General features: G+C 61.9%; 18 protein-coding genes. 7 read left to right on the forward strand and 11 right to left on the reverse strand.

Annotated elements, in window-relative coordinates:
• Positions 1-44: 44 nt before the first annotated feature.
• From ACF8K2_RS16930 to ACF8K2_RS16940, 3 genes are read left to right on the forward strand one after another with little or no spacing between them, the layout of a single operon-like run.
• A complete protein-coding gene (locus ACF8K2_RS16930; RefSeq protein WP_264235759.1) occupies positions 45-1247 on the forward strand; it encodes an MFS transporter in 1203 nt (400 codons plus the stop codon).
• Positions 1244-1366, forward strand: a complete 123-nt coding sequence (locus tag ACF8K2_RS16935) for a hypothetical protein (protein ID WP_264082859.1) — start codon at positions 1244-1246, stop codon at positions 1364-1366. Before ACF8K2_RS16930 ends, ACF8K2_RS16935 begins: the two co-directional genes overlap by 4 nt.
• A gap of 47 nt (positions 1367-1413) precedes the next feature.
• Positions 1414-1965, forward strand: coding sequence for a glutathione peroxidase (locus tag ACF8K2_RS16940; RefSeq protein WP_392466237.1), 552 nt, complete (start codon positions 1414-1416; stop codon positions 1963-1965).
• Positions 1966-1968: 3 nt separating this feature from the next.
• Here the strand turns inward: ACF8K2_RS16940 and ACF8K2_RS16945 are convergent, their stop codons facing one another.
• Positions 1969-2229 (reverse strand): DUF2798 domain-containing protein, encoded by a 261-nt coding sequence (locus ACF8K2_RS16945; RefSeq protein WP_186554674.1) that lies wholly within the window; start codon positions 2227-2229, stop codon positions 1969-1971.
• Between the two features lie 114 nt (positions 2230-2343).
• Here ACF8K2_RS16945 and ACF8K2_RS16950 point away from each other — a divergent pair, with 114 nt between their 5' ends.
• Positions 2344-3288 (forward strand): LysR family transcriptional regulator, encoded by a 945-nt coding sequence (locus ACF8K2_RS16950; protein WP_392466211.1) that lies wholly within the window; start codon positions 2344-2346, stop codon positions 3286-3288.
• A gap of 100 nt (positions 3289-3388) precedes the next feature.
• On the opposite strand, the gene ACF8K2_RS16955 is transcribed toward ACF8K2_RS16950, so the two are convergent.
• The 3 genes from ACF8K2_RS16955 to ACF8K2_RS16965 all read right to left on the reverse strand — a co-directional run bounded on the left by ACF8K2_RS16955 (position 3389) and on the right by ACF8K2_RS16965 (position 5789).
• Positions 3389-4687, reverse strand: coding sequence for an OmpP1/FadL family transporter (locus ACF8K2_RS16955; RefSeq protein WP_264235764.1), 1299 nt, complete (start codon positions 4685-4687; stop codon positions 3389-3391).
• A 146-nt stretch (positions 4688-4833) separates the two neighbouring features.
• Positions 4834-5316, reverse strand: coding sequence for a hypothetical protein (locus ACF8K2_RS16960; protein ID WP_186554677.1), 483 nt, complete (start codon positions 5314-5316; stop codon positions 4834-4836).
• Positions 5317-5564: 248 nt separating this feature from the next.
• Positions 5565-5789 carry a hypothetical protein gene (locus ACF8K2_RS16965; RefSeq protein WP_186554678.1) on the reverse strand — a complete coding sequence of 75 codons (225 nt, stop codon included), beginning with the start codon at positions 5787-5789 and terminating at the stop codon, positions 5565-5567.
• A gap of 952 nt (positions 5790-6741) precedes the next feature.
• On the opposite strand from ACF8K2_RS16965, the gene ACF8K2_RS16970 reads away from it, so the two are divergent.
• Positions 6742-7158, forward strand: coding sequence for a tetratricopeptide repeat protein (locus ACF8K2_RS16970; RefSeq protein WP_392466214.1), 417 nt, complete (start codon positions 6742-6744; stop codon positions 7156-7158).
• A gap of 271 nt (positions 7159-7429) precedes the next feature.
• Entirely contained in the window at positions 7430-8788 is a 1359-nt protein-coding gene (gene rmuC / locus ACF8K2_RS16975) for a DNA recombination protein RmuC (protein ID WP_392466240.1), read from the forward strand.
• On the opposite strand, the gene ACF8K2_RS16980 is transcribed toward rmuC, so the two are convergent.
• The 5 genes from ACF8K2_RS16980 to bglX all read right to left on the reverse strand — a co-directional run bounded on the left by ACF8K2_RS16980 (position 8760) and on the right by bglX (position 17740).
• Entirely contained in the window at positions 8760-12239 is a 3480-nt protein-coding gene (locus ACF8K2_RS16980) for a NahK/ErcS family hybrid sensor histidine kinase/response regulator (protein WP_368972459.1), read from the reverse strand. The two genes, rmuC and ACF8K2_RS16980, sit on opposite strands and share 29 nt — an antisense overlap.
• 121 nt (positions 12240-12360) lie before the next feature.
• Positions 12361-13539 (reverse strand): MFS transporter, encoded by a 1179-nt coding sequence (locus tag ACF8K2_RS16985; RefSeq protein WP_392466217.1) that lies wholly within the window; start codon positions 13537-13539, stop codon positions 12361-12363.
• Positions 13540-13621: 82 nt separating this feature from the next.
• Positions 13622-14191: a LemA family protein gene (locus ACF8K2_RS16990; protein WP_392466219.1), complete on the reverse strand. Its 570-nt coding sequence runs from the start codon at positions 14189-14191 to the stop codon at positions 13622-13624.
• 2 nt (positions 14192-14193) lie between these two features.
• A complete protein-coding gene (locus tag ACF8K2_RS16995; RefSeq protein ID WP_392466222.1) occupies positions 14194-15303 on the reverse strand; it encodes a hypothetical protein in 1110 nt (369 codons plus the stop codon).
• 169 nt (positions 15304-15472) lie between these two features.
• Positions 15473-17740, reverse strand: a complete 2268-nt coding sequence (bglX, locus tag ACF8K2_RS17000) for a beta-glucosidase BglX (RefSeq protein WP_392466224.1) — start codon at positions 17738-17740, stop codon at positions 15473-15475.
• Between the two features lie 223 nt (positions 17741-17963).
• Between bglX and ACF8K2_RS17005 the strand changes: the two genes are divergently transcribed.
• Positions 17964-19838 carry an MFS transporter gene (locus tag ACF8K2_RS17005; RefSeq protein ID WP_392466227.1) on the forward strand — a complete coding sequence of 625 codons (1875 nt, stop codon included), beginning with the start codon at positions 17964-17966 and terminating at the stop codon, positions 19836-19838.
• Positions 19839-19857: 19 nt separating this feature from the next.
• On the opposite strand, the gene sugE is transcribed toward ACF8K2_RS17005, so the two are convergent.
• Both sugE and ACF8K2_RS17015 read right to left on the reverse strand, forming a co-directional pair.
• The gene (gene sugE, locus ACF8K2_RS17010; RefSeq protein ID WP_392466228.1) at positions 19858-20175 is read right to left on the reverse strand and encodes a quaternary ammonium compound efflux SMR transporter SugE; all 318 of its coding nucleotides are present in this window, start codon (positions 20173-20175) and stop codon (positions 19858-19860) included.
• Positions 20176-20345: 170 nt separating this feature from the next.
• Entirely contained in the window at positions 20346-21311 is a 966-nt protein-coding gene (locus ACF8K2_RS17015) for a bile acid:sodium symporter family protein (protein WP_392466231.1), read from the reverse strand.
• Positions 21312-21373 lie beyond the last annotated feature (62 nt).

Raw genomic sequence — 21373 nt, forward strand, 5'->3', positions numbered from 1 at the left:
GTATATACCCGTATTAACCTTGCGATGTGCTGGAGATAACAACAATGACTTCCGTTTGGCGAACCAGTGGGTGGGTGCTACTGGGGGCGGCGCTGATTTTGGCGTTGTCTCTGGGGGTGCGACATGGCTTCGGGCTGTTCCTGGCGCCGATGAGCGCCGATTTCGGCTGGGGGCGCGAAGTGTTTGCCTTCGCCATTGCCTTGCAGAACCTGATCTGGGGTCTGGCCCAACCGTTCGCCGGCGCGCTGGCTGACCGTTTCGGCGCAGCCAAGGTGGTGGTCATCGGTGGGATTCTCTACACCGCAGGGTTGATCACCATGGGCATGGCCGACTCGGCCTGGTCGCTGTCGCTGAGCGCCGGCTTGCTGATCGGTATTGGCCTGTCCGGAACATCCTTCTCGGTCATCCTCGGGGTGGTTGGGCGCGCGGTGCCAGCGGAAAAACGCAGCATGGCCATGGGCATCGCCAGTGCGGCAGGCTCGTTTGGCCAATTCGCCATGTTGCCGGGCACGCTCGGCCTGATCCAGTGGCTGGGCTGGTCGGCGGCCTTGCTCGTACTGGGCCTGCTGGTGGCGTTGATCGTGCCGTTCGTGGGCCTGCTCAAGGATCGTCCGCTGCCGAGTCATGGCGCTGAACAGACCCTGGGCCAGGCACTGCGTGAAGCGTGTTCGCATTCGGGCTTCTGGCTCTTGGCCCTGGGGTTCTTCGTCTGTGGCTTCCAGGTGGTGTTCATTGGCGTGCACCTGCCGGCCTACCTGGTCGACCAGCACCTGCCGGCGACCATCGGCACCACCGTGCTGGCGCTGGTCGGATTGTTCAATATCGTGGGTACCTACACCGCCGGTTGGCTCGGTGGACGCATGTCCAAGCCGCGCTTGCTGACGGCGCTGTACCTGCTGCGCGCGGTGGTGATCGTGTTGTTCCTGTGGGCACCGGTGACCCAGTTCAGTGCCTATCTGTTCGGCATTGCGATGGGCCTGCTGTGGCTGTCTACAGTGCCGTTGACCAATGGCACGGTGGCCACCTTGTTTGGCGTACGTAACCTGTCGATGCTCGGCGGCATCGTCTTCTTGTTCCATCAGCTGGGCGCCTTCCTCGGCGGTTGGCTGGGTGGGGTGGTATACGACCGCACGGGCAGCTATGACCTGGTCTGGCAGATCTCCATCCTGCTCAGTCTGTTGGCTGCCGCGCTCAACTGGCCGGTGCGTGAGCGTCCGGTCGCCCGCCTGCAGGCGCAAGCGGCATGAACCGCTACCTGGGCGCTAGCCTGCTGGCAGCCGCAGCAATCGTGCTGCTGGCGTTGGCCTGGTGGGGCTGGCACCGGGGAGGCTTGGCGCTGATGCAACTGGGCATGAGCCTTTGTTAGGCGCTACCCTGCAAGTTCAAGGACTGTCTTGCAGGGGATTTACCATGATGCATGCACGCTGGCTGGCGATACCTTTCCTGGCCCTGGCGACGCTGGCCTCAAGCTGGGCCGCAGACTGCCCGGCAGTGTTGCAGGGCAGCCTGCCCGAGCTTAGCGGCAAACAGCAGATCGATTTGTGCGAGCGCTTTGCCGGCAAGCCGCTGGTGGTCGTCAATACTGCCAGCTACTGCGGTTTCGCCCCGCAGTTCGAAGGGCTTGAGGCGCTGTACAAGGAGTTCCAGGGGCAAGGTCTGCAGATGCTTGGCGTACCTTCCAATGACTTCAAGCAGGAAGACCCCGACAGCGCGAAGACCGCCAAGGTCTGCTTTGCCAATTATGGTGTGACCTTCGCCATGACCAAGGCGCAGCATGTGCGCGGCAACGATGCGGTGCCGTTGTTCAGCGAGCTGGCCAGGCAGAGCAGTGCGCCCAAGTGGAATTTCTACAAGTACGTGGTGGATCGTCGCGGCAAGGTGATCGCCAACTTCTCCAGCCTGACCAAGCCTGACGATCCTGAGTTCAAGGCGGCGATCGAAAAAGCCATTGCCTCTGAGCCCTGAGGCTTAGTGGGGGTGCACGGTCAGGGCCACCAGGCGCACGACCACAGGGCGCACCATCAACACGCAGACAAAGGCCACCGGCATTGCCAGCTGGTAGGCCTTGAGCACGTTGGCCAGATAGTCGGGGGTAATCCCGGCATTGGCTGCAGTGATCACAAAGCACATCAGCAAGGCCATGATCGCCGACATATACAACGCGAACACATAAGGCGTGGCACCTGGGCGCAAGCGCCGCCGGCTACGGGTGGGAGACAGTTCGCTCATCGATGACCTCCAGCAGTGGGTGGAGGCGCAGGTTAACAAGCGGGCAAGACGGGCTGTAGACCGTCGCGGCTGAGTTCTTTATAAAGAGATTCTTACGAATCATCAGGGCTCGCCATGGATCTGCTCAACACCATTCGCAGCTTCATCAAGGTGGTCGAGGCGGGCAGTATCGCCGGTGGCGCGCGGCTGCTGGGGATCAGTCCCGCAGCTGTCAGTCAGAACCTGGCCCGGCTTGAGGCGCACTTGCAGGTGCGGCTCGTGTCACGCACTACCCGCAGCATGACCCTGACCCCAGCGGGCAGCCTGTATTACCAGCGGGTCAGGCAAATCGAGCATGACCTCGCTTTGGCCGAGCAAGCGGTGAGCACGCCTGACAGCGAACCGCAGGGGCGCCTGTGCATTGCATCGACCTCGGCATTCGGCCGGCATGTGCTGGCGCCGTTGATCCCCGCCTTCAGTGCACGCTACCCGCAGCTTTCGATAGAGTTGATTACGACTGATCGCAAGGTCAACCATGCGCGCGAGGAGGTCGATGTCAGCCTGCGCATTACCCCGCAGCTCGAAGATCACCTGATCGCCCGGCATATCGCACGCATCCCCTTCATTTGCTGCGCATCGCCCGGCTATCTGGCGAGCGCTGGCCTGCCGCCGACGCCGCAGTCGCTGCGTGACCATCGTTGCCTGGTGTTTCGCTATCCGGTGGATGGGCGTTTCTTGCGCTGGGGCTTTGTGGGGGACGGCGTGCGTTTCGATGCCCAGTTCGGTCAGGTGCTGATCAGCGATGATATCGATGCCCTGACGCAGATGGCGCTCAATGACGGCGGGATTGCCCGGTTGGCCGAGTTCATCGTCCGGCCGTATCTCGACGCTGGTGCGTTGGTGCCCTTGTTCGAGTGCTCCGAGGCTGGTCTGGTCTATGCGCAGACCGAGCCGATGGATGTCTACCTGTGCGTGACTGATCGTTTTGCCATGACGGCTAAGGTGCGGGTATTCATGGATTATCTACAGGAGTGCCTCGGGCAGCGGTGGGGCGTGCAAGCGGATTCGTCTGTTTGGTAGTGGTATGTGGGCTGGAAAGTGCTTACGCAGACCATAAAAAAACCGCCACGAGGGCGGTTTTTATGCAGCGTGGCTTACTCAAGAGCAGCTCAAGAGCGGCTCAGAAGCGGTAGGTCAGCGAAGCACCTACACCGTGAGCGCTGTTCTCGTACTTGGCTTGGTACGAGCCTTTCAGCGCGCCTACAGTTGGTGAGTCCGGCTGATTGTTGACCTTGGTGTCTTCTTCCCACAGGTAGGAATAGGCCACGTCGATGGTCATGTCTTCGGTCGGGCTCCAGCCTGCGCCGACACTGAAGATCTTGCGATCGCCAGTCGGAATGCGTGGCGAGCGGTCATGGTTGTTGGTTGGCGACTGATCGACCGAGAAGCCGGTGCGCAGCGTCCACTCCTTGTTGACCTTATAGGACACGCCAATAGCGTGAGCCCAGGTGTCATGCCAGTTCTGCTCTTCGCTGATGGTGCCGAAGGCGCCGCCAATCGGGTTTGCAGCCAGCGCAGCAGGCAGGTCGTTGTTGACGGTGATGGCCTCCAGACGGCTCCAGCGAGTCCAGGTGCTACCTGCGTAGAGGGTCCACTGATCGTCAAGTTCGTGAGTGATGGAGAAGTCCACCGACTCAGGCGTCTTGATCTTCAGGGTGGCGTCGAACTTGTCGTCGATATTGATGCCCAGGGGCGGTACGGAATAACCGACCTTGGTCTTGCCTTCCAGTTTGTAGTCGACCATCGAGTGGTAAGTCAGGCCCAACCGGGTACGGTCAGTTGCTTGCACCAAAAGGCCGATGTTGTAGCCAACTGCGGTGTCGTCGCCCTTGATCTTGACTTCACCATCCCCACCGCCTGGAACCAGGTTGTGCAGGTTGGAACCCAGCTCACCCTTGATCCGGTTGAAGGTAGGGCCGAAACCGATCGATACCTTGTCGTTGAAGGCATAGCTGACGGTCGGCTGGAAGGTGATGACTTCTACGTGGCTTTTCTTGCCCCAGTAGCGTGCGGCGTCGTCTCCACCGTAGTCGGTAACCAGGCCGAACGGCACGTACACGCCAAAACCTACGCTCCAGTGATCATCGATTGGCTTGACGTAGTAACCCATCGGTACGCCAACCACCGGGACCATGTCACCGTCAGTTTCCCCCCCATAGTTGCTGCCTGGGCCCGAGATGTCGGATTTTGCGATAACGGCGGCGCCACCCACGGTGATCTGTTCACGCTTGAGGCGCGACATACCAGCAGGGTTGCCAAACACGGTGCTGGCATCTTCGGCAGAAGAAGAACGACCCGCGAAACCTGTCCCCATGCCGCTGATGCTTTGCTCGTTAAGCGCAAAGCCGCTGGCCAGCAATTGGCTGGAAGCGAGAGCAACGGCGACGCCGAGGGAGGTTTTGAGCATTACTTTTTTCATTATTGTGAAACTCCTTGGGATCTCCGGGGCGAAAAGCTACCAACAAATCACGCGCCGCGCCATAGCCTCAAATGCAGGAGATAGAGCGGTTTTGTAGGACAATCCGACCAAAATTCCCTTTTTTCCGGTTTTTTGTAGGATGACGCTTAGGAGGCTTCCGACAGGATTGGTTCAATGCAGGTGTGCCAAGCGTGAGTGAAGTCACGCAGGCGTCCCTGAGGCTGGAAGATTTGCCGCCAGATTCGGGCAAGCCCAAGCAGGTCATCGGGGGCGGGGAGGGCGGTGGATTGCTGTTCGATGAGCATCCAGGCGATGGCGGTGGAGTAGCGTAGGTTGACCGTCAGCTCAAGGTGCGGCCCGCCCAGGAAGGCGTGTTGGCTGGCAAGGCCGCGGACCAGGCTGGCCAGGTCCGGATCGCGAGCGAGGTAGTCGTCCCACAGGGCCTGGTGACGTGTCTCACCGATTCGGTAGAGACCGTGTCCGCGTCGGTCGTGCAAGGCTGAACCGAGTGCCGATTGGCTGGCGGCGACACCGAGTAGCAAGGCCTCGGCGCTGGCGCAATGACGGTTCAGGTAGACCAGGGTTGGACGGATCACATACTGACACAATTCATTCGCAGCGATACCCATGATGCCCTCGTTCTATTAAGGGCCGACGGGCGCTGGAGCTTGGCAGCTGGTGAAGGATCAGGCCCGCCGGAAGCGGCTTACACCACTCGAGTTGAAGTGTAGTGTGATAACCACGGCGTAAAGGCCTGTTTTTAAATCGATTGCTGCCTGAGGTTGTTCGCCATATGCCATACAGCAATTAGGCCAAGAACCAACAGGCAGCAGGGAAGTGCGCCGATTCAACCCATGAATGGGCTGGCATTCGCCAATCACGCGGTCAGCGATTGGCGGGTCCGATCGATGACCGCTTGCAGCGGTTCTGCGCGGTTGTACTGCTCGGGATACAGGCGCTCGCTGTGGCAAGCGATACCGTGTTCGTCGACCAGGGTGAAGCTGAAGCTGCCCTTGCGTGGGGCAACGATAAGGCACTTCAGTGGGGCGAAGGCCTGAGAGAGAGTGCCAACGGCACGCTGAAACTGATGATGATTTGTCATTATGTGGAGGTTCCTGCATTAGTCATGGAATACGATCCATGCATCTTAGAAACGTTCCAGTGACGCCTTTATTAAGGAGGCGCTGAACCTGACTGGAACAGGGCAGCCAGAGGTGGCGCATTCAATAGGTAGGCGCTGGGCTGACTGGTAGGTACGTCAAAAGTCGGGCAGGCACACCGAGGCGAAGGTTCAAGGCCTCTGGGTGAAGATCCCGATCAATCTGCGAGGTGATTCGTGCTTGAGCAGCGTTGGCTGCCGAGTGAATCATCGAAAGGGCCGGTCCTGTTTCAGCAGGTGCTGCTCTTGGGGGAGCTGGACGCTGCAGGGACCTTACTGGCCAGAATTGATTTTCAGCTGGGTACTAACGAGACGCACCCTACAGGAAAAAACCAGGGAGTGCAAGCATCGCTGCTTTTTAGCCGCGAAGCCGACCAGTATGTCTGTTCCTGGCCCTCTTGTGAAGTGGGGGAGCAACCAGGGCAATTGGTCGCATGGACTATTTTCGTGCATCCAAATGCGGGGTTTCGGTGCACTTGTACACATTTGAGGCGCAGCTTGTAACGGCACTGCAACAACCGCCGATGGCCTCGCCAATGCCTTGACTGAAAGCTTAAGTCAATGAAAAAAAACACTAATTTTAGCTGGTGAAAAAATCGACAGTTTGACTGTAGGCCCCATTTCATGGGGGTTTGAAAGCAACATGAAGTGGTTGTCCACCGAGTTATCCACAGGATCTGTGGATTGTCCCGAGCGCTTGCTCTAGGACGGGCGTGCCAGCAATATTCATAACTGTCCGACAATCGTCGTGAATCGACTCGGTGATAAATGCCGGTTGGAAAACGTCAAGAAAAGATCATCGAAATTTTTTGAAATTTCATCAAAAAACGCCCAGGCCATCGCGCAAAAAATGGAGTAGAGTGGCGCGCCTCACGAATTGCCTTCGCTGTCAGTCATGAATTTTCGCGGTAAAAACCTCGCTCAACCCCCCGCATCGTCCGAGCCTGTTCCCAAGCGCTTTTCCCTGAAAGTAGCCCTGTGGCTGCTCGACAGCCCGCGCCTGGGTGACAAGCACAGCGTCAAGCACCTGGCTGGGCGCTTGCTCAAGCAGCCGGCGCGCCAGGGTGTGGTGGTGGCACAGAGTCGCCTGGGGCAGATGCTTTGCCGCGACTGCGGTAATGCCCGGGATCGGCGTATTGGCCATGAACTGCTGCGCCAAGCGGCGCGGGCGGGGGATCGCCGGGCGCAACTTGAATATGGCCGCTTGTGCCAGCGCAGCGAGCCGGAGCAGGCGCGCTATTGGCTGGAGCTGGCGGCAGGGCAGGGCTCGCAGGAGGCTGGGCGGTTGCTCAAGCAGATGTCATCTACCTGACGACTGTGGGCCATCGTAAGCACAGTCAGTTGCTACAGGCTCCGCAGTCACTGTAGGCGCTGGCTTGTCTGCGATGGCCCGCAACGCGGGGCCGAGGACCGAACAGCCTGCGTACTGTTAAGCTCCATCCATCGAAATCGAACTAATTGGGGTAGCTATGGCAGTAGATCTGGCCAGCATTCTGCTGGGCATCGTGGCGGCGGCAGTTCCCTGCCTGACCTGGATCCTGCAGAGCCAGCGTCGCCAGTCAGCCCGGCAGAACGCGCTGGCGCTGCTCGAAGAGCGCCTCAGCGCGGCCATGCTCGCCCACGAAGGCCTGCAGGCCCAACTCGACGCCAGCCGCGACGAAATCAGCGACCTCAGCGAAGCCAACGGCGTCAAGCAAGCCAACCTCGCTGCCCTCGGCCGTGAGCTGGAACTGCTCCAGATCGACCGCGACAACGCCCGCGACGCCGCCCATGCCTGGCAACTCGAACGCACCAGTCGTGAAGCCGAATTACGCCGGCTGGAGGCCCAGGCAGCGCGTCTGGAGGCTGAGCTGCACGAGCAACAAGAAAGCCACCAGCAGCGTCTGGAAGACTTGCAGCAAGCCCGTGACACCCTGCGTGCGCAGTTCGCCGAGATGGCCAGCAAGATCTTCGATGAGCGCGAACAGCGCTTCGCCCAGACCAGCCAACAACACCTGGGCCAGTTGCTCGATCCGCTCAAAGAACGCATCCAGGCCTTTGAAAAACGCGTGGAAGAAAGCTACCAGCAAGAGGCCCGCGAGCGGTTCTCCCTGAGCAAAGAACTCGAGCGTCTGCAGCAGCTCAACCTGCGCCTGTCGGATGAAGCGACCAACCTGACCCAGGCCCTCAAGGGGCAGAAAACCCAAGGCAACTGGGGCGAGCTGATCCTGGAGCGAGTGCTCGAGCACGCCGGCTTGGAAAAGGGCCGCGAATACCAGACCCAGGTCAGCCTGAAAAGCGCCGACGGCGAGCGTTATCAGCCCGATGTGCTGATCATGCTGCCCGGCGACAAGCAGGTGGTGGTCGACGCCAAGGTCAGCCTCACCGCCTACCAACAGTTCGTCAGTAACAATGACGAAGCGGCGCTCAAGCAACATGTGCAATCGCTGCGCAGCCACGTAAAAGGCCTGTCCAGCAAGGACTACAGCCGCCTGGAGGGCTTGCACAGCCTGGACTTCGTGCTGCTCTTCGTGCCCATCGAAGCGGCCTTCTCGGCCGCGCTGCAGGCCGAACCCAACTTGTTCCAGGAAGCCTTCGACCGGCAGATCGTCATCGTCAGCCCCACCACCCTGCTGGCGACCCTGCGGGTCATCGACAGCTTGTGGAAGCAAGAGCGCCAAGGCCAGAACGCCCGCGAGATCGCCGAGCGCGCCGGCTGGCTATACGACAAGTTCGTGCTGTTCATCCAGGATTTGGACGAGCTTGGCGCGCGCTTGCAACAAGTCGACAAAGCCTATGCGGCGGCGCGCAACAAACTCTGTGAAGGGCGCGGCAACCTGATCAGTCGTAGCGAGCAGCTCAAGCTGCTCGGCGCGCGCGCCAGCAAGAGCCTGCCGGCCGAGCTGCTCGAGCGCGCCTTGAGCGACGAAGCGCTTACTGAACCAGGCTCAGATGCCGATTGAGCAAGGCGCGTAATGCCGCGGGCTTGACTGGCTTGGCCAGGTAATCGAGGCCAGCGGCATGGACCATGGCGATGGTCTCGTTGCGCCCATCGGCGCTGATCACTACCCCAGGCACCGGCTCACCCAGGCGGGTCCGTAGCCAGGCCATCAGCTCGGTACCGGTGTCGCCATCGTCCAGGTGATAGTCGACCAAGGCCAGGTGTGGGCGCATGCCTTGGGCCAGCAACGCTTCACATTCCTCGCGGTTGCGAGCGGTCCAGACCTGGCAGCCCCAACGGCTGAGCAGGCTGTTCATGCCGATCAAGATGCTCGCCTCGTTGTCGACGCACAGCACGTGCAGGCCAGCCAGCGGTTGCCCGGGCTGCTGCTCGGCAGGGGCACTAGGCGCGGCTGTGGCGGCGCTGGCGATTGGCACGCTGACGCGGAACACGCTGCCCTTGCCTGGCCATGAGCGCACCTCAAGCGTATGCCCCAGCACGCGGCACAGGCCATCGGCGATCGCCAGGCCCAGGCCCAGGCCTTTCTCGGCGCGGGTCTGGTGGCTATCCAGGCGCTTGAATTCCTGGAAGATCACCTGCAGCTTGTCGTCGGTAATGCCCGGCCCGCGATCCCACACCTCTAGCCACAGGCGCTCGCCCTGGCGGCGTACGCCGAACAGGATCGGGCTCTTGCCATAGCGCAGGGCGTTGGTGAGGAAGTTCTGCAGCACCCGGCGCAGCAGCTTGATGTCGCTGTTGACCCGCAGGCGACTGCCGCGCAGGCGGAACTCCAGGCCTTTTTCCGCCGCCAGCACCTTGAACTCGGCGCCCAGCGTGTCGAACAGGTCGCTGAGGGCGAAGGGCTTGATGTCCGGGGTAATCTTGCCGTTTTCCAGGCGCGAGATGTCCAGCAGGTCGCTGATCAGCTCTTCAGCCGAACGCAGCGAGCTGTCCATGTGCTGGACCAGTTGCTGGGCCTCGTCCGACATCCCTTCGGCCTGCTGCGACAACGCCGCGGAGAACAGCCGGGCGGCGTTGAGCGGTTGCATCAGGTCATGGCTGACCGCCGCCAGGAAGCGGGTCTTGGATTGGCTGACCGCCTCGGCGCGGCTCTTGGCCTCGGTCAGTGCCTGGTTCAACTGAGACAGCTCATGGGTACGCTCGGCGACCCGCTGCTCCAGCCCCTCGTTGGCTTCTTTGAGCGCCTGCTCAGCCTCGCGGAACGGGGTGATGTCGGTGAAGCTCATGACGAAGCCACCGCCCGGCATCGGGTTGCCGATCAGCTCGATGACCCGGCCATTGGGGAACAGTCGCTCGGAGGTGTGCGCCCGGCCCTGGCGCATCCAGTGCAGGCGCCGCGCCACGTGCACCTGGGCCTCGCCCGGGCCGCACAGGCCGCGCTCGGCGTTGTAGCGGATGATGTCGGCAATCGGCCGGCCCACGCTGATCAAGCCGTCCGGGTAGTTGAACAGCTCCAGGTAGCGGCGGTTCCAGGCCACCAGGTGCAAGTTCTGGTCGACTACGCTGATGCCCTGGTTGATGTTCTCGATCGCCCCTTGCAGCAGCGCGCGGTTGAACTGCAGCACCTCGCTGGCCTCGTCGGCGATGCGCACCACGTCTTCGAGCTGCATGTCGCGGCCTTCGATGGCCGCCTTGACCACTGCCCGGGTCGAGGAGGTGCCGAGCACCCCGGCGAGCAGGCGTTCGGTGTGTTCGATCCAGTCGCCGTCGGCATTCTGGTTAGGGTTGAAACCCTTGCCCTGGCGGTAGGCGAAGCGGATGAAGCTCTGCCGCGCCCGCTCCTCGCCGACGAAGCGCGCCGCGAGCTTGAGCAGGTCATCGATCTGCACCGCCAGCAGCGAGCGGCTGTTGGGCCGGGCGCTGGTCTGCTGGCCGATGAAGCGGCCGGCCTGCCAGTGTTCCGACACCCGTGTGCGCGACAGGATCGAAACCCACGCGAACAGGGTGAAGTTACCCGCCAGCGATAGCACCACGCCTTGGGTCAATGGGGTAATCGGCAGGTTCAGAGGGTTGCCATGCAGCCAGGCCAAACCTGGGAACAGTTCCAGCGACCAACCCAGGCTATGCGCGGTAATCGGCAGCACCAGGGTGTAGAACCACAGGAAGATACCGGCGGCCAATCCTGCGAACACCCCGCGGCGGTTGGCCTGCTTCCAGTACAGCGCGCCGAGCATTGCTGGAGTCAACTGGGTGACGGCGGCAAAGGCGATCTGGCCGATGGTTGCCAGGCTTGCTGTGGAGCCGAGCAGGCGGTAGCTGACATAGGCCAGCAGCAGGATGACCACGATAGTCACCCGGCGTACCGAGAGCATCCAGTGGCGGAACGCCTCGAACGGCCGTTCGGCATTCTTGCGCCGCAGCAGCCAGGGCAGCAGCATGTCGTTGGAGACCATGGTCGACAGCGCCACTGCCTCGACGATGACCATGCCGGTGGCGGCCGAAGCGCCGCCGATGAACGCCAGCAGCGCCAGGCTCGGATGGGCTTCAGCCAGCGGCAGGCTGATGACGAAGGAGTCGGAGATCACCGTGCCCGGCAGCAGCATCTGCCCCGCCAGGGCAATGGGCACCACGAACAGCGCCGCCAGCACCAGGTACATCGGGAACACCCAGCGCGCCATGCGCATGTCCTGGGCTTCGATGTTTTCCACCACGGTCACATGGAATTGGCGTGGCAGGCAGATGATCGCCATCATCGCCACGCCGGTCTGGACCACCATCGACGGCCAGTTGATGGTCTCCTGCCAGTAGCTCTCCAGGTGCGCCGACTGGCGCGCCTGGGTGAACAGGTCGTCGAAGCCGTCGTACAGGTTGAACACCACGAACACGCCCACGGCCAGGAACGCCAGCAGCTTGACCAGCGCCTCGAAGGCAATCGCCAGGACCATGCCGCGGTGGTGCTCGGTGACGTCCAGGCTGCGCGTACCAAACACGATCGAGAACAGCGCCAGCACCAGCGACACCACCAAGGCGGTGTCCTGTACGCGGGTGCCGGTGGCGTCGGCGTTGGCGCCAATCAGCAGGTTGACCCCGAGCACGATGCCTTTGAGTTGCAAGGCGATGTAAGGCAGTACCCCAACCAGGCAGATCAGCGCCACCACCACTGCCAGGCTCTGCGATTTGCCATAGCGCGCGGCGATGAAGTCGGCGATCGAGGTGATGTTCTGCTGTTTGCTGATCAGCACCATCTTCTGCACCACTTGCGGCGCGAAGATCAGCAACAGTACCGGCCCCAGATAGATCGGCAAGAACGCCCACAGCTGTTCGGCGGCCTGGCCGACGGCGCCAAAGAAGGTCCAGCTGGTGCAATAAACGGCCAGCGACAGGCTGTATACCCAGGCACGCAGGCGCGGCGGCAACGGCGTGCTGCGGCGATCGCCATAAAAGGCGATGGCGAACATGATGGCCATGTAGGCCAGGGCGACCACGGCGATCAGCCCGCTGGATAACGACATGAAGACTCCGGAGCAAAAAAACCAACGCGGTCCCGATCAACCAGTCTGGCACGCCGTTCGGGCTTCGTCAGCGCCGACCATGGTCGCAGTGGCAGGACGTCGCAGGCCGCTGAACCGATTTCTAGTGCTTTTGTGTGCCCAGGTAATAAAACACTGCCGCCAGTATCACCGACAACACCAGCAGGTAGAAGGCCGCCACCGGCACCCACTGCCCCAAGGCAAAGCCTACGATCACCGGCCCCAGCGCCGCGCCGAGGTTGGACAGGTTCTGCGCGCCATAATAGACCCCGCGCAGATGCTCCGGCGCAATCAGGTCGATGAACATGTATTCGGCCGGAATGACGATGATCTCGCCCAGGGTGAACACCAGCATCGCCAGGCACCAGGCCAGCGCCGAATCAGCCAGGGAGAAGCCCAGCAGCCCGGCGATGAACAGCCCCATCCCGGCCAGCAGCCAGGGCATCAGGCGTTGGCGGCTGATACGCCGGCCGATCAGGTACTGAAGCGCAATCACGGTAACGGCGTTGGTCGTCACCAGGTACCCCACCAGCCGCGCCGCTTCGGCGGGGCTGGCGGTGACCACCAGGTACTGCGACAGGTACGCGGTGAACTGGCCGAACACCACTGCGCCGAGCACCCCGCCCAGGGTAAAGCAGACTAGCCGTCGATCCCGCGCCAGGCGCAGGGCCACCTGGCCAAAGCCGGCGCCTGTTTGTCCCGGACTGCTCGCGCGCAACTGCCGATCGCCCAGGCGCGCATAGCAAAGGCACATGCCCAGGCCGATCGCTGCCGAGACCAGAAACGGCAGCTGATCGTCCAGCTCGATCAGCGCCACGCCTAGCAGTGGGCCGATGGCGTAGCCGATATTGCTCAAGGTGTACTTGATGGCGAACACCTCGGCGCGCTCCTCGACCGGCAGCAGCGCGCAGAAGCCCGTTTTGGCGGCAATGTCGACCACCGCCAGGGCCAGGTTGATCAGCACCAGGCAGACAAAGAACAGCAACGCCGAGCGGCTGGCGATGGCCACGCCGAAGGCCAGCGCGAACAGCAGCGTGGCGCTGATTACCAAGGTGTGGTTGCGCAGGGTGTCGACCAGGTGCCCGCCGTACAGACTCAGCAGCGACGCCAGCATCAACGCGCCGCCGATCAGCAGGCCGATTTGACTGACTGCGAGCTGGAAGTTGTCCGCCAGGTAGACCACCAGGTAGGGCAGGGTGATCGCGCGGGCCAAGGTCAGGACGAAGGTGGTCAGCAGGAGCAGGTTGACCGCAGGGGGATAGCGCTTGAGTGCGGCGAGCATTACCACGTCCTTGTCGTCGAAGTATCGCAGGAAGCCCAGTATAGGTCTGAGTCGACGCCGCCCTCGGCGACGGCTGCATTGCCTACAGGTTCGGCCGGTACGAGAAACCCTGCGCGGCCTGGGCATCGGTAAACGGCGTGATCGGGGACTTCTTGTTCAGCGCGCCATTGACCAGCGAGCCTGGAAACATCTGGATGGTGTTGTTGAAGCGTTCGACCTCACCATTGAAGATGACGATGGCTGCGCCGACGTTTTCCTGCTGTTCGGTAATTTCGCGCATCAGATTGTTCAGCACCTCGGACGCCTTGAGGTCCGGGTAGGCTTCGAAGGCGACCCGCAGCCCGCTCAACAGCGCCTGGGTCGCCTGTTCGGTCTTGGCCAGCGAGTTGCCATCGGCCGCAGCCGGCAACTCGGCAATGGCGCTGCGCAGACGGGTGATCTCGCCAAGCAGGCTCTGCTCGTACCCTTGATACTGGGTGACTTGCTCCTGCAGGGCATCGAGCACCTTGGTCTTCTGCCGTTCATAGGTCAGCACATCGGCCCAGGCGCGTTGCGCGCGGTTGTGCCCACCGATGATCGAGTTGTACAGGCCGATCACCGTCAACGACACGATGACGGCGATGACCAGCCCGATGATGACCGGGATATCCATTGTCAGTTCTCCATATGAGGGGTTGCCTGGCGAGGCAGGTTGAAGTTGTCGTCATGCTGCTCGGCAAGCGTGTGGATCGCTTCGAGCAGTTGGGTAAGCGCGGGCAGTGGCACTCCAGCGTCGATCAACGCGTGAAATTCGCTGGGCGAATGCAGGTCGCACGGCAGCTGGAAGCCAAGCAGGTCGCTGTTGTCGAAGCTGATGCACAAGCCGCCCTGGTTCAGCGAGAACTCAAGGTTCAATTGGCTGAACCTCGGCTTGAGGCCAAGCAGATGCACAACCGTCACCGGCTTGGCGAAGCGCGCGCAAGCCATGGCGCTGGCACCGGTCAGGGTAAAGGCGCGGTTGAAGTCGGTCGAAGAGGTTTGGTGCTTGTGCTCGAAGTCGATGGCGCTCGGCCCGCCCGAGCGCACGGCAATGCCCTCGATCCAGGGGAAGTCCAGCACCAGGCTGAAGCGATCATGATGGTCGTAGACCACGCGGGTTTGCTGGCGGGTGCCGCCTTTGCCGTCCGACACCTCTTCCTGCTCCAGGCGTCTGACCACGTAATGCAACTGGTAGTAGGCGTATTCGAAACTGTGCAGCGGGCCTTGATAGCGCCCCCGTAGCGCACGGGTGATATCGCGGCTGTGGTTGCCGCGTTGATAATCTTCGAAGTGCTCGCCCAGTTGCTCAAGGATCAACCCAGGTGGGCTGTCGATAGGGCTCAGTCCGGCGCTGAACAGGCTAGAGCGTCTGGCCAGGTCAGTGGACAGACCTGACAGCAGGTTGGCCCGCTTGAATATCGCGCGCAGGCTGAGCACGGTCAGGGTCAGCAACCCTGCTATCACGGCCAGCAACAGCAGGTGGGCTTTGTCCGGGGTGACCTTGGCGGCCCACGTGGTTGCCTGCATGGGGTACTGGTAGCAAAGGCCAACGACAACCAGGGTGAGGCCGGCAAGCAGCAGCGTCAGGCACCAGGGCAGGGTATTGTCGAAGCGTAATGGGCCTTTGAAGTCGCGGATCGCCTGCACTGCATGCAGAAGATCTTGTTTGTTTCTGGCGCTTTGCCCAGTCTGGGTGGCTAGTTCAATTACGCCCTTCAATTGAGCGTTGTGCGTGCGATTACCCATCGATCCCTTCTGTCATCCTTGAATAGCGCCCGCTACTTGCGATGGGGCCGGCGTCCAGTGCGCGCAGTTTGCCTCAGCCTCCATTTAGCTGCCAGCGTTGCGCGCTACGGATATCAAGCCCGAAGCTGTCGGGCAACTGCAAACCTGACGGCGCAGGTGCAGGGCAATGCTAGCGTGAGGCTTTCAGTAACTCGAAACGGGCATGCTCGAGGTGCTGCGAGTCCAGGCCGATCATCACGTCGAACTCGCCAGGCTCGGTGATCCATTGCAGGTCCTGGTTGTAGAAGCCCAGCGCGGTCTGGTCGACAGTGAAGGTGATCAGGCGAGATTCACCTGGGGCGAGCAATACCTTCCTGAAACCCTTGAGCTCCTTGATCGGCCGGCTGACTGAGGCTACCCGGTCGCGTAGATACAGTTGCACCACTGTCTCGCCGCTGCGCGAGCCCTGGTTCTTGACGGTGATACTCGCTTGCAGTGACCGACCTGGGGGCAGCTGGTGCGTGGAGAGGCGTAGGATGGACAAACTGAAGGTGGTGTAGCTCAAACCATAGCCGAACGGGTACAGCGGGGTGGGGTCCAGGTCGAAGTAGCGCGACTTGTATTTGCTCGGTCGCTCCTTGATGAACGGCCGACCGGTGTTGAGGGTGTTGTAATGCACAGGCAACTGACCGACCGTGCGCGGAAAGCTGATCGGCAACTTGCCGGAGGGGTTGTAGTCGCCCAGCAGGACATCGGCGATGGCGTTGCCGCCCTCGCTGCCACTGAACCAGGTTTCCAGCACCGCATCGGCCCACTGGCTTTCCTCGACGATGGACAGCGGGCGGCCGTTCATCAACACCAACACCAACGGCTTGCCGGTCATTTTCAAGGCGCGCAGCAGTTCACGCTGCTGCTGGGGCAGGTCGAGGGTGGTTTTGCTGGCGCCTTCATGCGACATCCCCCGCGGCTCGCCGAGTGCGGCGATCACCACGTCAGCTTGCCTGGCAATTGCCAGCGCTTCTGCCAGCAGGGCCGATGGCGGTCGTGGGTCGAGCACTACCTGGTTGTCGGCCAAAAGGTCGAATGCGGGTGGATTGTCATGGATGTTTGCCCCCAAGGCATACAGCAGCTGTGCACGATCACCCAGTGCCGTACGCAGACCCTGGTAGAGACTGACTGCCTGGCTGGGCTGGCCGTTGGCCGGCCAACTGCCGAGGATATCTCGCGAATTGTCAGCCAGCGGGCCGATCAGTGCAACGGTGCCCTGGCGTTTGAGTGGCAGGGTAGCGTCGTCGTTCTTCAGCAGTACCAGCGAGCGTCGTGCAATAGCCCGTGCCTCGCTGCGATACAGCGGATGGCTGAACTGGACAGGTGCAGGCTGCGCGCCTTGCAATCGGCGAAACGGATCCTCGAACAGCCCCATGTCGTATTTCACTGAAAGCACCCGGCTCACCGCCTCATCCAATTGGCTGCGGGCTTGCGCGCTGTGTTCGGTGAGCGTCGGCAGTGCTTGCAGGTAGTAACGGTCGGACATGCTGATCTCGGTACCGGCATCGAGCGCGCGCTGCGCGGCCTGGGCGCCGTCGCCGGCAACCCCGTGGCTGATCAGTTCTTCGACTGCGCCGTGGTCGCTGATGACCAACCCGGTGAAACTCCAGTGCTGGCGCAGCAGGGTTCGCAGCAGCCAGCGGTTGGCCGTCGCTGGCACGCCATTGAGGCTGGTCAGCGCCGTCATCATCGCCCCAGCGCCGGCATCGACAGCAGCTTGGTAGGGCGGTAGATAATCCTGATACAAGCGCTGCGCACTGAGGTCGGTGGTGTTGTAGTCACGGCCTCCTTCAACTGCGCCATAGGCGGCAAAATGCTTGACGCAGGCCATCAGGCTGTCGACTGCGCCGGGCTGCCCTTGAAAGCCGCGGACCATTGTCGCGGCGATGCGCGAGGTCAGGTATGGGTCTTCGCCAAAGCCCTCGGAAATTCGCCCCCAGCGTGGATCGCGGCTGATATCCACCATCGGCGCGAAGGTCATGTCCAGGCCATTGTCAGTGGCTTCGCGCGCGGCCACCCGGGCACTCACGCTAATGGCGTCAAGGTCCCAGCTTGAGGCCAGGCCCAGGCCGATCGGGAAGATCGTGTGGTGACCGTGGACCACGTCGCCCGCGAAAAACAGCGGAATGCCGAGACGGCTGTGCGTCACGGCGTACTCCTGGAAACTGCGCAGCTGTGCCTGTGTCGCCGCAGGGTGGGTGAACATGCTCCCTACGCGCCCTTCGGCCACTGCCTGTAGCGCAGTTGGCGGCGGCAGGTCAGCCCCGGCAAAGCTCATGCGCAACTGGCCAACCTTCTCTGTCACGCTCATGCGTGCCAGCAGGTTGTCGATGAAGGTTGATTTAGCCATGGTGGGTAAAGTGCTGGCTTCGCAGCACGAGGGACTTGCCAGCGCCAGATACAGACTCATCGCCCACGCCAGGAACCTTGTCCCTGTGGCGCCGATCCGTGCCAATCGTCCATCCATCCCTGGGTTTCCAGTCACTGCCCGCAGTCTGCCACAGCTTGGCTAATGCACCTTTGCGCTGCCACTGGTAAAAATCGCAGTTGACAAGCTGGATGTGGCTTTCAACCCTATGCACGCATTCTAATAAGGCATAAGCCCTCCGCGGCTCTATTCAGGGATACGATTGATGAGTCACCCCTCGCAATTCACCTTGCTCGGCAAGCGGCGCTTTCTGCCGTTCTTCATCACCCAGTCGCTGGGCGCCTTCAATGACAACCTGTTCAAGCAGTCGCTGATCCTGGCGATCCTGTACAAGCTGAGCCTGGAAGGTGATCGCTCGATCCTGGTCAACTTGTGCGCGTTGCTGTTCATTTTGCCGTTCTTCCTGTTCTCGGCGCTGGCCGGGCAGTTTGGCGAGAAGTTCGCCAAGGACGCGCTGATCCGCATGATCAAGCTGGCGGAGATCGTCATCATGGCCATCGGCGCGGTCGGTTTTGTCAGCAATCACCTGGTGCTGATGCTGCTGGCGCTGTTCGCCATGGGTACCCATTCGGCGCTGTTCGGCCCGGTGAAGTATTCGATCCTGCCGCAGGCCCTGCGTGAAGAAGAGCTGGTCGGTGGCAATGGCCTGGTGGAAATGGGCACCTTCCTGGCGATCCTGGCCGGGACCATCGGCGCCGGGGTGATGATGTCGTCGAGCAACTACGCCACGGTGGTGGCTGGCGGCATCGTCGGCACCGCGGTGCTGGGCTACCTGGCCAGCCGCTGGATCCCCCGCGCGGCAGCGGCGGCGCCAGAGATGAAACTGGACTGGAACATCTTCAAGCAGTCCTGGGTCACCTTGCGCCTGGGCCTGGGGCAGACGCCGGCGGTGTCGCGTTCGATCGTCGGCAACTCCTGGTTCTGGTTCGTCGGTGCGATCTACCTGACGCAGATTCCGGCCTATGCCAAAGACTGGCTGCACGGCGATGAAACCGTGGTGACCTTGGTGCTGACCCTGTTCTCGGTTGGCATCGCCGTGGGTTCGCTGCTCTGTGAACGGCTCAGCGGGCGCAAGGTGGAAATCGGCCTGGTACCGTTTGGCTCGTTCGGCCTGACCCTGTTCGGCTTGCTCTGGTGGTGGCATTCGGGCGACGTGCCGAGCGGCGCCGTCGCGCACGACTGGCTGGCCTTACTAGGCATGCACCAAGCCTGGTGGATCCTGGTCTCTATCGTTGGCCTGGGGGTGTTCGGCGGCTTCTATATCGTGCCGCTGTATGCTCTGATCCAGGCGCGCACTGCCGAGGGCGAGCGGGCGCGGGTGATCGCTGCCAACAACATTCTCAATGCGCTGTTCATGGTGGTCTCGGCGATCCTTACCATCGTCTTGTTGAGCCTGGCCGAGCTGACCATCCCGCAGCTGTTCCTGGTGGTATCGCTGCTCAATATCGCGGTCAACACCTACATCTTCCGCATCGTGCCTGAGTTCACCATGCGCTTCTTGATCTGGCTGCTCAGCCACTCGATGTACCGCGTCGAGCACCGTGATCTGCAGCGCATTCCCGATGAAGGCGCGGCGCTGTTGGTGTGCAACCACGTGTCGTTCGTCGATGCGCTGCTGATCGGCGGCGCGATCCGGCGGCCGGTGCGCTTCGTCATGTACTACAAGATCTACAACTTGCCGGTGCTCAACTTCGTCTTCCGCACCGCTGGGGCGATTCCGATTGCCGGGCGTGGTGAAGATGAAGCGACGTACGAGCGAGCCTTCGCGCGGATCGCCCAGTACCTGGCGGCGGGCGAGGTGGTGTGCATCTTCCCCGAGGGCAAGCTGACCGCCGATGGCGAGATCGATGTGTTCAAAGGTGGGGTCAATCGGATTTTGCAGGAGACCCCGGTACCGGTGATCCCCCTGGCGTTGCAGGGCTTGTGGGGCAGCTTCTTCAGTCGCGATCCGGGCAAGGGCTTGTTCAAGCGACTGTGGTCGCGGGTGACCCTGGTGGCGGGCGCCGCCATCCCGGTGGAGGCGGCGCAGCCGGAAGCGCTACGCGAGCAGGTCAGTGCTCTGCGCGGCGATCTGCGTTAACAGATAGTAGGAGGGGAGGTCAGCTGGAGCTGACCTTTAGGCCGACCAGGCCGGTGATGATCAGGGCAACGCTAAGCAGGCGGACCAGGGCCATGGATTCACCGAACAGGATGATCCCGGCAATTACCGTACCGACTGCACCGACTCCGGTCCAGATGGCATAGGCGGTACCCAGTGGCAGTTCTTTCATGGCCAGGCCCAACAAGCCAAGGCTGATCACCATGGCGCCGACCGTGAGCACGGTTGGCAGTGGCCGGGTGAAGCCGTCGGTGTATTTCAGGCCTACCGCCCAGCCTACTTCGAACAGGCCGGCGAAAAACAGAATGATCCAGGACATGAGTGTGTCTCCATCGTTTGAATGATGGGGCCGTCCCCTGATTGGTCACGCGGTGCGTCGTGAGGTCGTCCTCACAGTGCGCAGTATATTGCCCAATTGAGTGGGGGATGTCCATAGCGTCCTCATCGCGGGGCTCGTGGAGCGGGCCCGCGATGAGGCCACTAACGTCATCAAGGGTTGGCGGGTCTAGCCTCGGCTTCTACTGTTACAGGCTCTTGCATGCGCCGGAACCAGGTCGATAGCAACGCCCCAGAGATATTGTGCCAAACGCTGAACAGCGCACTGGGCACCGCCGCCAATGGCGAGAAATGCGCCGCTGCCAACGCCGCGCCCAGCCCCGAGTTCTGCATGCCCACCTCCAGCGCCAGCGACTTGCGCTGGGCCAGCGGCAGCTTGCACAGCTTGCCGGTCAGATAGCCCAGCAGATAACCAAAGCTGTTGTGCAGCACTACCACCGCCATGATCAGCAGGCCAGACTCGGCGATCTTCGCCTGACTCGCCGCGACCACCGCACAGACGATCATCACGATACTCACCACCGACACCAGCGGCAGCACCTGCACCGCCAGTTGCACCCGCTCGCCCAGCAGTTTCTGCGCCACGACACCGAGCACGATCGGCAGCATCACCAGCTGCAGGATCGACCAGAACATGTCCATGAAGGACACCGGCAACCAGGCCGAGGCCAGGAACCAGATCAGCGTAGGCGTTAGCAGTGGCGCCAACAGCGTGGTCACTGCGGCAATCGCCACGGCCAGCGCCAGGTCGCCCTTGGACAACCAGACCATCACGTTGGACGCCGTGCCGCTCGGGCAGCAGCCGACCAGGATCACGCCGACGGCGATCTCCGGCGGCAGGTGAAACAGCTGGCACAACAACCAGGCCATGCCCGGCATGATCACGAAGTGCGCCACTACACCCAGTGCCACGCGCCAGGGTTGGCGGGCGAGGGCGGCGAAGTCGTCGAGTTTGAGGGTAAGGCCCATGCCGAACATCACCAGGCCGAGCAGCGGCACGATGGCCACTTTCAGGGCGATGAACCATTGCGGCTGAAGGAAGGCCAGGCAGGCGAACAGCAGCACCCAGATGGCGAAGGTGTTGCCGACGAAGCGGCTGAAAGCGGCGAGGGCACGCATTAGGCAGATCCTTCTTTATAGTTGGATTTATTCAATCGCGAGGTTGATGTTTTTGCCTGGCC

It is taken from the genome of Pseudomonas sp. xss_2 (assembly GCF_043104195.1).
In the GTDB taxonomy this organism is placed as follows: domain Bacteria; phylum Pseudomonadota; class Gammaproteobacteria; order Pseudomonadales; family Pseudomonadaceae; genus Aquipseudomonas; species Aquipseudomonas urmiensis.